At 75.0% G+C, this 12,633-nt stretch carries 10 protein-coding genes; 8 read left to right on the top strand and 2 right to left on the bottom strand.

The features are described 5' to 3' along the window. Positions 1-7: 7 nt before the first annotated feature. Positions 8-1,045 (bottom strand): zinc-dependent alcohol dehydrogenase family protein, encoded by a 1,038-nt coding sequence (locus Plo01_RS38940; RefSeq protein ID WP_203895826.1) that lies wholly within the window; start codon positions 1,043-1,045, stop codon positions 8-10. Positions 1,046-1,141: 96 nt separating this feature from the next. Between Plo01_RS38940 and Plo01_RS38935 the strand changes: the two genes are divergently transcribed. Together Plo01_RS38935 and Plo01_RS38930 are read left to right on the top strand one after the other, a co-directional pair. Next, positions 1,142-2,824 carry an FAD-dependent oxidoreductase gene (locus Plo01_RS38935; protein WP_203895825.1) on the top strand — a complete coding sequence of 561 codons (1,683 nt, stop codon included), beginning with the start codon at positions 1,142-1,144 and terminating at the stop codon, positions 2,822-2,824. Between the two features lie 113 nt (positions 2,825-2,937). Then, complete coding sequence (locus tag Plo01_RS38930) at positions 2,938-3,567, top strand: hypothetical protein (RefSeq protein WP_203895824.1); 630 nt, start codon at positions 2,938-2,940, stop codon at positions 3,565-3,567. An 11-nt stretch (positions 3,568-3,578) separates the two neighbouring features. On the opposite strand, the gene Plo01_RS38925 is transcribed toward Plo01_RS38930, so the two are convergent. Beyond that, on the bottom strand, positions 3,579-5,228 hold the full coding sequence (locus tag Plo01_RS38925; RefSeq protein ID WP_203895823.1) for a lysylphosphatidylglycerol synthase domain-containing protein: 1,650 nt from the start codon (positions 5,226-5,228) through the stop codon (positions 3,579-3,581). A 67-nt stretch (positions 5,229-5,295) separates the two neighbouring features. On the opposite strand from Plo01_RS38925, the gene Plo01_RS38920 reads away from it, so the two are divergent. From Plo01_RS38920 to Plo01_RS38890, 6 genes are all read left to right on the top strand, one after another. After that, complete coding sequence (locus Plo01_RS38920) at positions 5,296-6,195, top strand: NAD-dependent epimerase/dehydratase family protein (protein WP_203895822.1); 900 nt, start codon at positions 5,296-5,298, stop codon at positions 6,193-6,195. Continuing rightward, entirely contained in the window at positions 6,192-7,850 is a 1,659-nt protein-coding gene (locus Plo01_RS38915) for a hypothetical protein (RefSeq protein ID WP_203895821.1), read from the top strand. The genes Plo01_RS38920 and Plo01_RS38915 overlap by 4 nt, the downstream gene beginning before the upstream one ends. Positions 7,851-7,958: 108 nt before the next feature. Further along, on the top strand, positions 7,959-8,972 hold the full coding sequence (locus Plo01_RS38910) for an iron ABC transporter substrate-binding protein (RefSeq protein ID WP_203895820.1): 1,014 nt from the start codon (positions 7,959-7,961) through the stop codon (positions 8,970-8,972). A 2-nt stretch (positions 8,973-8,974) separates the two neighbouring features. Further along, complete coding sequence (locus tag Plo01_RS38905) at positions 8,975-10,564, top strand: ABC transporter permease (RefSeq protein ID WP_203895819.1); 1,590 nt, start codon at positions 8,975-8,977, stop codon at positions 10,562-10,564. Then, the gene (locus Plo01_RS40765; protein WP_239317910.1) at positions 10,561-11,700 is read left to right on the top strand and encodes an ABC transporter ATP-binding protein; all 1,140 of its coding nucleotides are present in this window, start codon (positions 10,561-10,563) and stop codon (positions 11,698-11,700) included. Before Plo01_RS38905 ends, Plo01_RS40765 begins: the two co-directional genes overlap by 4 nt. A 113-nt stretch (positions 11,701-11,813) precedes the next feature. Next, positions 11,814-12,633: glycogen debranching N-terminal domain-containing protein (locus tag Plo01_RS38890; protein WP_275415462.1), on the top strand; the 820-nt coding region annotated here is incomplete at its 3' end.

Below are 12,633 nucleotides of genomic sequence, written 5' to 3'. Positions count from 1 at the left end.
GTCCGGCTCAGGGGACGATCACCGTCACCCCCGGCACCGACCCGATCGCGGCCAGCGCCCCGCCCGCCTCCTCCAGGCCGATCGTCCGGGTGACGAGCCGGTCGGGACGGAGCGCGCCCGAGCCGATGAGCTCCAGCATCGGCGGGTAGGCGTGCGCGGCCATGCCGTGGCTGCCCAGGACGCGCAGCTCGTAGGCGATCACCCGATCCATCGGGACCGGCGTCCGGCCGCCCGGCAGGAGGCCCACCTGCACGTGGCGGCCCCTGCGCCGCAGTCCCAGGACCGACGCCGCGCAGGTCGGCGCGCTGCCCAGCGCGTCGATCGAGACGTGGGCCCCGCCCCCGGTCAGCTCCACGATCCGGGCGGCGACGCCTGCCGGGGTGTCCCCCGGCGCGGCGCCGATCACGTGGGCGGCGCCCGCCTCCCCGGCCAGCCGCAGCGCCTCGGCGCTGACGTCCACGGCGACCACCCGCGCTCCGGCCGCCGCCGCGATCATCACGGCGGACAGGCCCACCCCGCCGCATCCGTGCACCGCCACCCACTCGCCGGGCCGTGCCCCGCCCACCTGGACGACGGCCCGGAAGGCGGTGGCGAACCGGCACCCGAGGGACGCGGCCGTGGTGAAGGACATGCCGGGAGGCAGGGCGACCAGGTTGACGTCAGCGTTCTCGACGGCCACGTACTCGGCGAACGATCCCCAATGGGTGAACCCCGGCTGGGTCTGGCGCTCGCACACCTGCTGGTCGCCGGCCGCGCAGGCCGTACAGGAACCGCACGCGGCGACGAAGGGGATCGTCACCCTGTCGCCCGGACGCCAGCCGCGGACCTCGGGACCGACCGCCTCCAGCACGCCCGCCAGCTCGTGTCCCGGCACGTGCGGCAGGCGCGTGATGTCGGCGTCGTGTCCCTGCCAGCCGTGCCAGTCGCTGCGGCACAGCCCGGTCGCCTCCACCCGGATGACCGCGCCGCGGGGGGAGGCGGTGGGCGCGGGCACCTCGCGGACGTCGAGAGGGCCACCGAACTGGTCGAAGAGGACGGCGCGCATGGGACGAGGGTACGGCACGCCCCGGCACGGCGATCTCCGGTGGGAACGACGCGAACCCCTCGGGCTCGCGGCGGCCGGTGGGTAGGGTTCCGCGCTATGCGGGAAAGTGCTGATCTGGTGGTGCTGGGCGCCGGGCCCGCGGGGCTGGCGGCGGCCTGGCGGGCCGCGCTGCGGGGCATGTCCGTCGTCGTGCTGGAGCGGGCCGGCCACGCCGGCGGGCTGTCGGCGAGCTTCGAGGTCGCCGGGGTCCGGGTCGACCACGGCAGCCACCGGCTCCATCCGGCCACCCCGCCCCGTCTCATGGCCGACCTGCGCGCCCTGCTCGGCGACGACCTGCAGACGCGCCCGCGCAACGGCCGTCTCCGGATCGCCGGGCGGTTCGTCGGCTTCCCGTTGCGGGCGGGCGAGCTGGCCAGGCGCCTGCCCCCGGGGCTGCTGGCCGGGGTGGCGCGCGACGCGGTGACGGCGCCCCTGCGGGGCGGGGGCCGCGTGTCCCCGGGCGGGGGCAGTGCGTTCCCGGGGAGGAGCCGTGCGTTCCCGGCCGGGCGCCCCGGATCGGAGGGCGAGGGCCGGGCGGATGCCGCGGACACTTACGCCGGGGCGCTGCGCGCGAGCCTGGGCCCGACGCTCTACGAGGCGCTCTACGCCCCCTACGCGGTGAAGCTGTGGGGCCTGCCGGGCGAGGAGATCGACGGCGACCAGGCGCGCAGGCGGGTCACGGCCGACAGCCCGTGGAAGATCGCCCGGCGGATCCTGCGCGGCCGTCCGGACGGGCAGGGGAAGATCTTCCACTATCCCCGGCGCGGGTTCGGCCAGATCGTCGAGGCGCTCGCCGAGGCCGCGACGGCCGCCGGGGCGCAGATCCGGCTCGGTACGGCCTGCACTCGCATCGAGCCCCCCGCGAGGGCCGGGGGACCGGTGACGCTGCACACGTCCCGGGGACCCGACCCGTCCCAGGGACCTGATCGATCACAAGGGTCTGATCGATCACAAGGGCCTGGTCCGTCACAGCGACCCGGCCCAGCACAGGGCCCCGGCTCGGGGAATCCCGAGACGCTGTCCGGGGCGTCCGGTGAATCTGGGCTGTCCGGTGAATCTGGGCTGTCCGCCTCGCCGGGGCCGGCCGCGGCGGGCGGCCGGATCGAGGCCGGGCGGGTCTTCTCCACGATCCCGATGCCCGTGCTGGCCCGGCTGGTGGAGCCCGGCCCGCCGGCCGGGGTCGCGGCGGCGGCGGGGCGCCTGCGCTTCCGGGCCATGGTGCTGGTCTACGCGGTGCACGAGGGCGGGCGGTGGACGCCGTACGACGCGCACTACCTGCCCGGCCCCGAGACCCCGGTGACCCGGATCTCCGAGCCCGCCAACTACCGGGTCAGCGCCGCCGATCCGGCGGACCGCACCGTGTTGTGCTTCGAGATCCCCTGCACGGCCGGGGACGAGGTGTGGACGGCCGGGGATCTGTCCGGGCTCGTCCACGACACCCTCGCCGCCTCCGGGCTGCCCCCGGTCGATCTCGCCGAGGTGGTCGTACGGCGGGTGCCGCACGTCTACCCCGTCTACGAGACCGGCTACGCCGCCCACCTGGCGGGACTGGACGCCTGGGCCGGGACCGTCCCCGGCGTGACCACCTTCGGCCGCCTGGGCCTGTTCGCCCACGACAACACCCATCACGCCATGGCGATGGGCTACGACGCCGTCGAATCCCTCGCCGCCGCCGGCTGGGACGCCGCCGCCTGGCGGGCCGCCCGCGCCCGGTTCGCCGAGCACGTCGTGGAGGACTGAGCGTTCCCGGCCCCGTTCCCCGCGCGTCTGAATGGTCCGGTGCGGATGCGTCGGATGCGTTTTTTCTCCACCCGGCGACTGCGTTTTGCCGAAATTTGGGGAAAACTGGTCATGTGGCTGTTGAACGTGTTCAAAGACTGACGGTCGTCGGCAGGACATTCCTCACGGGGTTGCTGGGCGGCGCCGCGGCGGGGGCGATCAGCGCTCCGCTCAGCCTCGCCGTCATCGTCGTCATGGAGAGCATCTCCGGGCCCTACGTCGATCCCAGCCTCGGGACCACGTCCGGTGGCGGCACCGCCTCCACGGACGAGTCCACCGCCGACGCCGTCACCGTCGCCGTGCTCCAGGCCATCGGCGGCCTGCTGAACTTCGCGGTGATCGGCGGCCTGGTCGGGATGGTCGCGGGGCTCGTGGTGGCCCTGCCCGTCGCGGCGGTGATGGCGCTCGCGGCCCCGTGGCTGGCCGTACGGCCGATCTGGGCGCGGCTGGTGTGCGCCTTCGCCTGCGCGGCCGCGACCGTCGCGTTCGAGGCGGGAATCGTGGCGATGGGCGGGGGCTGGGAGCAGTCGTTCTTCGGTGAGCCGCTGTTCCTCGGGCCTCCGCTGGCGATCGCGGCATTCGTGGGGTACCGGTACGGGCCGCGCCTGGTCGCCGCCCCCGCCCCTGGCCCCGCCTCCGACCCGGCTCCCGACCCCGGCCCCGACCCGGCCCCGGCTCCGGCCCCGGCTCCGGCTCCGGAGTGACCGTCCGCCGGTCAGGGGGAGTTGAGCTCGCGGTGGACGGCGGGGATGACCTTGCGGAGATAGCGGCCGAGCGTGACGAAGGACGCGCCGGTGGAGCGGAAGGCGTAGCGGATCGGGACCTCGTGGTAGCGGTAGCCCTTGGCCAGCAGGTCGAGGGTGAGGACCTGGGCGTAGTTGTAGTCGTGGATCACCTCGGCCGCGCGGGCCGCGCCGGGGGAGAAGGCCCGGTAGCCGCTCTGCCCGTCGGTGACGTCGTGCCGGGTCATCCAGCGCACCCAGGCGGTCAGGACCCGGTTGCCGAGACGGCGGTGCGGGAGCATGCGGCCGATGCTCCCGGTGAACCGGGAGCCCACCACGTAGTCGGCCGCGCCGGACAGGACCGGGGCCGCGAGGAGCTCGATGTCCTCGGGGAAGTACTCCAGGTCGGCGTCCAGGTAGACGACCGCCGCCGGGCCGAGCCGTACGGCCTCCGCCAGCCCGCGGCGCACGGCGGCGCCCAGGCCGAGGTTGTGCGGCTGGGAGATCACGGACGCCCCGGCGTCGAGGGCGCGCCGGGCCGAGGCGTCGGAGGAGCCGTCGTCGATCACGATCGTGACCAGCGGTCGTCCGGAGATCTCGGCCGGTAGGCGTTCGACGACCTCCCCGATGGTCTCCTCCTCGTTGAAGACGGGGATGAACACGACGACCGGCGCGTCGGGCGGGACGGGGAACGGTCCCGGCCGCGGAGGAAGGACACGGGGCAGCCTGAGCTTGGTGGGAGTCACGAGCGCGACACCTCCGACGGCGAGGGAGTAGGCGGTCTTCAGCGCGTGGGTGAGCAGGGCGACGGCGAAGGCCGGGCCGGGGGCGACGCCGAGCGCGGCCAGCGCCGCTGTGGCCGCGGCCTCGTAGGAGCCGAACCCGCCGGGGGTCACGGCCACGGTCTGGGCGGCGATCGTCACGGCCGTCACGGCCACCGCCTCCCCGGGTGTCAGCGCCACCCCGGCCAGCTGCGCCACCTCGTACACGACCGCCGCCTCCAGCATCCACGCCACGACGGCCGCGGCGAAGACGACGGCGAGCACGGCCGCCGTCCCGCGCCGCCGAGCCCGTCCGCCCTCGCTCCGCTCGGAGACGGGGGTGGCGGGGGTTGCGTTCAGGCGGGTGAGCCAGAGGGCGCCGGCGAGCGTCGCGAGGATCAGGACGGCGATGAGGGGCTGGAGCCAGGGTCCCGCCAGGGCGGTGAGCAGGGCCGGGGCGGCGACGAGGGCGAGCAGGGCCACGGCGGCGAGGTCGGCGGAGCGGAGGGTCACGGTGGAGGCGACCACCGGGGCGGGGGACAGGCGGGTCCGGCGCAGGACCGTGGTCACCCGCAGCGCCTCGCCCAGGCGGAACGGCAGGACGTGGTTGCCGAGCAGGGACACGTGCAGGGCGGACCAGGAGTGGGCGAGGGACAGGCCGGGGAGCACCCGGCACCAGGACCACGCCCGCAGTGCGAACGCGCAGCCGTACATCCCCAGCGCGGTCAGCACGCCCAGCGGGTCGCGCAGGAGCGCGCGCCCGGCCGAGGCCAGGTCCGGGCCGGAGACGACCCGGGTGAGGTAGACGACGGCGACGGCGAGGACCAGCAGACCGGCGCCGCGCCGGACCAGCTTGAGCGAAGAGGAGGATGTGGCGGCCACACAGGGTCCTTTAAGGTTTCGCTTAGTGAGGTTAGGCTACCTTTAGTGAGGATGAGAAGAGGGCCCCGTGTCATCGATCGTGACCGGCTCAGCCGGATTCATCGGCCGGACGCTGGTTGAGACGCTCCTCTCCTCGGGAGAGAAGGTCGTCGCCATCGACCGGGTGGCCCAGCCGCCGCGGCCCGGTCTCACCGTGCTCACCGCCGACCTCCTGTCCGGCGACGAACTCGTCCGGACGGCCCTGGGGGACGCCGACGTCGTCTACCACCTGGCCGGATGCCCCGGCGTGCGGGACCGCGGCCCCGACGTCGCCCGCCGGCGCCGGCACGACAACGTGCTGGCCGGGGCCTACGTCCTGGCCTCCGTCCCCCGGCGGGTGCCGGTGCTGGTCGCCTCCTCCAGCTCGGTGTACGGCGGGGCGCGCGACGGCCGTCCCAGCCACGAGGCCGACCCGCTCCGGCCCGCCGGCGGTTACGCCAGGAGCAAGGCCCTGCTGGAGCGGCTGTGCGCCGGGCGGCTGGCCCGCGGCGGCCGGACCATCATGATCAGACCGTTCACCGTGGCCGGCGAGGGCCAGCGGCCCGACATGGCGCTCTCGCTCTGGCTGGAGGCGGCCCGCAGGAGGCGCCCGCTCAGGGTGCTCGGCTCGCTCGACCGCACCCGTGACGTCACCGACGTCCGGCAGGCCGCCCGGGCCATGGCCGATCTCGCCGCCGCGGGCGCCCAGGGCGTCGTGAACATCGGCACCGGCCGCGGCCAGACCCTCCGCGCGATGGCCGCCGCCGTCGCCGAGGCCCTGGACACCGAGGTCTCCTTCACCGTCGAACGGGCCCCCGCGGCCGAGCCCGGCGCCTCCCTCGCCGACGTCCGCCTGCTGCGATCCCTGATCGGCTGGTCTCCGGAGACCGACCTGCCCGGCCTCGTCCGCCGCCAGGCCGCCGCCCGTCCCCTGGTGGAGGCGGTATGACCGGCGACCGGCCACCGCGGACCCCCGCGACGGACGCTCCCGCGGCCGGTCCGGCGGCGGTGGGGCCGGCGGCGATGGGCCTGGTGGCGGTGGTCGCGACGGCGGCGGCGCTGCTCGGCATCGGGGTGCGGGCGCGCTTCGGCGGGCACGTGGCCGTCGACGAGCCGCAGTATCTGCTCACCGCGCTCTCGATCTTCGAGGACTTCGACCTCGACATCACCGACGAACTGGACGAGCGGCGCTGGGCGCCCTGGGCGGGCACCGCGGCGCTGCCCGTGCAGACCGAGGTGCTCGCCGACGGCACGCAGATCAGCCCGCACGACCCGCTGCTGCCGATCGTCCTGGCCGTCCCGATGGGCCTGGGCGGCTGGGTCGCGGCCAAGGCCGCCATGGCGCTCATGGCGGGCGCGCTCGCCGCGCTGACCCTGTGGACGGCGGTGCGGAGGTTCGCGGTCCCGCGGCGGCTCGCGACCGGCGGAGTGATCCTCGCCTCGGCGAGCGCCCCCCTCGCCGTCTACGGCCAGCAGGTCTATCCGGAGCTCCCGGCGGCGCTCGCCGCCGTCGCCGCGGTGGCCGTCCTGACCGGCCCCGCCTTCACGAGCGTGGGCGCCGCGAGCAGAAAGGACGGTGCGGGGAGTCCGTCCCCGGGGCGGGTCCGGCGCGACGTCGCCGTCTTCGGGCTGGTGATCACCGCGCTGCCGTGGTTGTCGGTCAAGTACGCCCCGGTGGCCGCCGTGCTCGCGCTGCTCGGCCTGTGGCGGCTGCGGGCCGGCCGGCGGGCGCTCGCCGCCCTGGCCGGGGGGTTCGCCGTGATGGGCGCCGCCTATCTGGCGGTCCACCGCCTCGTCTGGGGCGGCTGGACGGTCTACGCCAGCGGCGACCACTTCCAGGCGTCCGGCGAGTTCGGCGTGATGGGCTTCGACCCCGACTTCGCGGGCCGCGCGGTGCGGCTGGTCGGTCTGATGGCCGACCGGGGGTACGGCCTGGCCGCCTGGCAGCCCGCCTGGCTGCTGCTCCTGCCCGCCGTCGGTCACGGTCTCCGGCTCCTGCTCTCACGGCGTCCCCCCGGACGCCCGCGGGATCTCCCCGGCGCCCTCCCCTCCGTCTCGCCCGCCGCCCTTCCCCCTGCCCTCCCCGCCGCCTTCCGCGGCGCCGTGCTGCTGCTCCCGCTGGCGGCCGGGTGGCTCACCGCGACCTTCGTCGCGCTGACCATGAACGGCTACTGGTGGCCGGGCCGCCAGACCGTGGTGGTGCTCCCCCTCGCCCTCCTGCTGATCCTGGCCTTCCTCCGGGACCGGCCCCGATGGCTCCACCGCACCGGCCTCGCCCTGGGCGTCGCCGGGCTGGTCACCTACGCCTGGCTGCTGATCGACGGGTACGCCGTCCGGATCACCTGGGTGAGCGGCTTCGAGCGGGTCGGCTCGCCGCTCCACCAAGGGCTCCGCCCGCTCCTGCCCGACTACCGGGCCGGCTGGGACGGCTTCTGGCCGCTCCACCTGACCTGGGCCCTCGTCTCCCTCCTCCTGATCGTGTACGGCACGCCGTACCTCACGAAAGGAAGATCACATGAAGTCGACCCCGATCCGGCGGACCACGGCGATCCTGGCCCTGGCCGGCGCGCTGACCTTCGGCCTGACGGCCTGCGGCGGCGGTAGCGAGGACGACGGCGGCTCCGGCTCCGGCTCCTCCAGCTCCTCCGAATGACCGGGACCCTCCGGCAGATCCGAACGTCCAGGACCCTCCGGTAAAGGAGAGAAGCACCCATGTCCCTGCGCAGGCTGGTCGCCGTCGCTCTGGTCCCTCTGGCGCTGCTGGCGTCCGCCTGCGGCGGGGACGGGGAGAGCTTCGACGACGACTCCCTCGTCGTCTACTCCGGGCGCAACGAGAACCTCGTCGGCCCGCTGCTCGACAGGATGAGGACCGCGACCGGCCTGGACGTGCAGGTCCGGTACGGCGACAGCGCCGAACTGGCCGCGCAGATCCTCGAGGAGGGCGAGGACACCCGGGCCGACGTGTTCTTCTCCCAGGACGCCGGGGCGCTCGGGGCGCTGAGCAGGCATCAGGTGCTCGCCCCGGTGGCCCGGGAGGCGCTGGCGAAGGTCCCGGCGGAGTACCGCGGCTCGGACGGCACCTGGGTGGGCGTCTCCGGCCGGTCCCGGGTGATCGTCTACGACCCGCGGACCGTCGCCGCCCCGCCCAAGAGCGTCTTCGAGCTGACCGCCCCCCAGTGGCGGGGCAAGGTCGGCTGGGCGCCGACGAACGCCTCCTTCCAGTCGTTCGTCACCGCGATGCGCGTGATCTCGGGTGAGGACAGGACCCGGCAGTGGCTGGAGGCGATGAAGGCCAACGGCGCCCAGACCTTCTCCAACAACGTCAACATCCTCAACGCCGTGGACGAGGGCAAGCTCCAGCTCGGCCTGATCAACCACTACTACTGGTACGAGAAGGTGGCCGAGAAGGGGCAGGGCGGGGTGCCGTCCCGGCTGGCCTACCTGCCGGCCGGCGACCCGGGCGCGCTGGTCAACGTGGCGGGCGTGGGCGTGCTGAAGGCGTCCAAGCACTCCGAGGCGGCCCGGAAGGCGGTGGACTTCCTCCTCGGCGCCGAGGCGCAGAAGTACTTCGCCGACACCACCAAGGAGTATCCGCTGATCTCCGGCGTCCCGGCGGCCTCCGGCCTGCCGCCGTTCGACTCGCTCAAGGGGCCCGACGTCGACCTGGCCCGGCTCGACTCGATCGAGCAGACCGTCGCGCTGCTGCAAGACGTGGGCCTGATCTGAGGATGGCCGTCCGTCGCGTCCCCGAGCGGACCGCCGTCCGTCGCGTCCCCGAGCGGACCGCCGTCCGCCGCGTCCCGGCGGGCACGGCCGCCCGGCGCATCCCCGCGGGGCTGCTGGCGCCGGCCGGGGTGACGGCGGCGCTGGCGCTGCTGCCGGTGGGCTACCTGGCGGTCCGCTCCGCCGAGGGCGGGGCGGACGCCGTGGCCCGGACCCTGCTGCGGGGCAGGACGCTGGAGCTGGCGGTGCGCAGCCTGGGACTGGCGGCCGTGGTGACCGCGCTGTGCGTGGTCGTCGGGATCTCGCTGGCCTGGCTGGTCGTCCGGAGCGACCTGCCCGGCCGCCGAGTCTTCGGCGTGCTGGCGGCGCTGCCGCTGGCGGTGCCGTCCTACGTGGCCGCCTACACCTGGGTGGCCGCGACCGGGATCGAGGGCTTCGGCGGGTCGGTGCTGGTGCTGACGCTGTGCAGCTATCCCTACGTCTACCTCCCGGTGGCCGCCGCGCTGCGCCGGATGGACCCGGCCATGGAGGAGGTCGCGCTCTCCCTGGGACGCGGCAGGTCCGGCGTCGTGCTCCGGCAGCTGCGGCCCTCGGCCGCCGCCGGCGGGCTGCTGGTCGCCATGTACGTGCTCGCCGAGTTCGGCGCGGTGGCGATCATGCGGTTCGACGTGTTCACCACGCAGATCTACACCTCCTACCGGTCGGGCTTCAGCCGCACCCCGGCCGCGGTGCTCGGCCTGCTGCTGGTGGCGATCACGCTGGTGATCGTGGTGGCGGAGTTCCGCACCCGGGGCCGGGCCGGCTACGCCACGCGCGGCGCCCCGGCCCGCAGGCCCCCGGTGGTCCGGCTGGGCGGCGCGGCCCGCGCGGGCGCGCTGGCCTGGTCCGTCGCGCTGGCCGGTCTGGCGGTCGGGTTCCCGCTGGTGAGCATCTGCTACTGGCTCGCCGGCGGGTCCTCGGCCGGGGCCGACGCGGGCAGGATCGCCGAGGCGGTGGCCGCCACGCTGGGCGTCGCGGCGGCGGGGGCGGTGCTCACCACCGCGCTGGCCGTGCCGGTCGGGATCATCGCGGCCCGGTACCGGGGCCGCACGGCGACGTTCCTGGAGCAGTCCACCTACGTGGGGCACTCGCTGCCCGGCATCGTCATGGCGCTGTCGCTGGTGTTCTTCGCGGTGCGCTACGTCCCGGCGATCTACCAGCGCTGGCCGCTGCTGGTGATCGCCTACGCGGTGCTGTTCATGCCGGCGGCCGTCGGCGCGGTGCGGGCCTCGGTGCTCCAGTCGCCGCCGGTCCTGGAGGAGGTCGCCCGCTCGCTGGGCCGCGGCCCGCTGCGGGCCGTCGGCGAGGTCACCCTCCCGCTCGCCCTGCCCGGCGTGCTCGCCGGGGCCGCGCTGGTGTTCCTGACGGCGATGAAGGAACTGCCCGCGACCCTGCTGCTGCGGCCCACGGGCATGGACACGCTCGCCACCCGGCTGTGGACGGAGACCGGTTCGGGGGCGTACGGCGCCGCCGCGCCGTACGCCGCCCTGCTGATGCTGCTCGCGGCCGTCCCGGGGTTCGTCCTCGGCCGCCGGTCCCTTGAGGAGGCCTCGTGAAGCTCACCGTCACGGACGTGCGCAAGTCCTTCGGCGCCACGGAGGTGCTGCGCGGGGCGTCGCTGACCGTCCGGGAGGGCGACCTCGCCGCGGTGCTCGGCCCGTCCGGCTGCGGCAAGACCACCCTGCTCCGGATCGTCGCGGGCTTCGAGGGCCTGGACGGCGGGTCGGTGCGGATCGGCGAGCGGGAGGTGGCCGGCCTGCCGCCGGAGAGGCGCGGGGTCGGGATCGTGCCGCAGGAGGCGGCGCTCTTCCCGCACCTGTCGGTGGCCCGCAACGTCGGCTTCGGGCTGCCGCGCGGGTCGTCCGGGCGGACCGGGCGGATCGAGGAGTGCCTGGAACTGGTCGGGCTGGCCGGGTACGGCGACCGCATGCCGCACCAGATCTCCGGCGGGCAGCAGCAGCGGGTGGCCCTGGCCCGGGCGCTCGCGCCCCGGCCCGGCGTGGTGCTGCTGGACGAGCCGTTCAACGCGCTGGACCGCTCGCTCCGGGTGAGCGTGCGCGACGAGGTGCGGGCCGCGCTGAAGCGGGCCGGGGCGACCGCCGTGCTCGTCACGCACGACCAGGAGGAGGCGCTGTCCATGGCCGACACCGTCGCCGTCATGCGGGAGGGCAGGATCGTCCAGGAGGGCGCCCCGTCGTCGATCTACGCGGCCCCGCGCGATCTGGGGGTGGCGACGTTCGTGGGGGAGGCGGTGGTCCTGACGGCCTCCCGCGGCCGGGACACCGTCACGTGCGAGCTCGGCGACCTGCTCCCGCGTCGCGACGGAGCCACCGGGACCGCGAACGGCACGGCGGACGGGACCGGAAACGGGACCGCGAGCGAGACGGGGAACGGGGCCGCGAACGGGACGGCGGACGGGGCCGCGAACGGGTCGGTGGCCGGGAACGGCGCAGGGAACGGGACGGCGGGCTCGGTGGCGCTCCGGCCGGAGCAGTTCGTGCTCCGCGCGCCGGGGGAGGGCGCGGGCGGGCTGGTCGAGCGGGTGGAGTTCTTCGGGCACGACGCCGCGGTGACGGTCACGCTGGAGTCGGGGACCGTGATCCGGGCCCGCACGCGGGGCGACGTGCCGCACCGGCCGGGGGACCGGGTCGGCGTCACCGTCGAGGGGCCGGTGCTGTTCTTCGCTGATTGAGTAACCTTCGTCGGTTTGCTGCCCTTACGAGGTGAAACATCCTTTCTCTCCGTTCTTTCATGGCACATCCGGGAAGGAACGGAAGGCCGGAACTCACACCTCGGGGGAGAGCAGTGAACGCATGGACGTTCGAGAGCCAGCCCGGCGCGCTGGGCGACACCACGGTGACTCTCGTGGAAGGCGGCTCCTTCTGCGTGTGCTCAAGCAGCGGCGACATCGTGCCGGGCGGGGCGCAGGGGGTCTACCACGCCGACACCCGGTTGTTGTCGCGCTGGGAGCTGCGGGTGGACGAGGCCCGCGTCGAGCCGCTCCGGGTGATCACCGCTGAGCCGTACCACGCGACGTTCCTGGGCCGGACGGGGCCGCGGCCGGGACAGGCGGAGAGCACCCTGATGGTGATCAGGGACCGTTACGTCGGCGGGGGCCTGCGGGAGGACCTGACCCTGCGCAACATGTCCGACGAGGCGGCCGGGTGTGTGATCACCATGCACGTCGGCTCCGACATGGCCGACCTGTTCGAGGTGAAGGGCGGCCACGCCCACCACGTCTCCGCCGTGGAGACGGCGGCCGACACGTCGGGCCTGCTGATCTCGGCCCCGGCCCGGTCGCGCGGGGCCAGGGTGGTGACCGACCCCATGCCGACGGCCGTGCCGGGCCTGCTCACCTTCCGGGCGGTCGTCCCGGCGCGGGGGGAGTGGGTCGTGACGCTGCAGGTCAACCCGATCGTCGAGGGGGAGGAGACGCCCGCCTGGTTCTCCACCCAGCACGGGATCGAACACGCCGAGCCCGCGCGGCGCCGCGCGGACTGGGACCGGCTCAGCCCGGTCATCACCACCTCCAACCGGACTCTCGCCCAGGTCCTTGACCGGTCGCGGCAGGACCTCGGCTCGCTGCGGCTGTTCGAGCCGGACAAACCCGGCGAGCCGCCATCGG

Source organism: Planobispora longispora, from assembly GCF_016863135.1.
GTDB lineage: Bacteria > Actinomycetota > Actinomycetes > Streptosporangiales > Streptosporangiaceae > Planobispora > Planobispora longispora.
The sequence above is the reverse complement of the archived record's forward strand: the minus strand, read 5'-3'. Positions and strand labels throughout refer to the sequence as shown.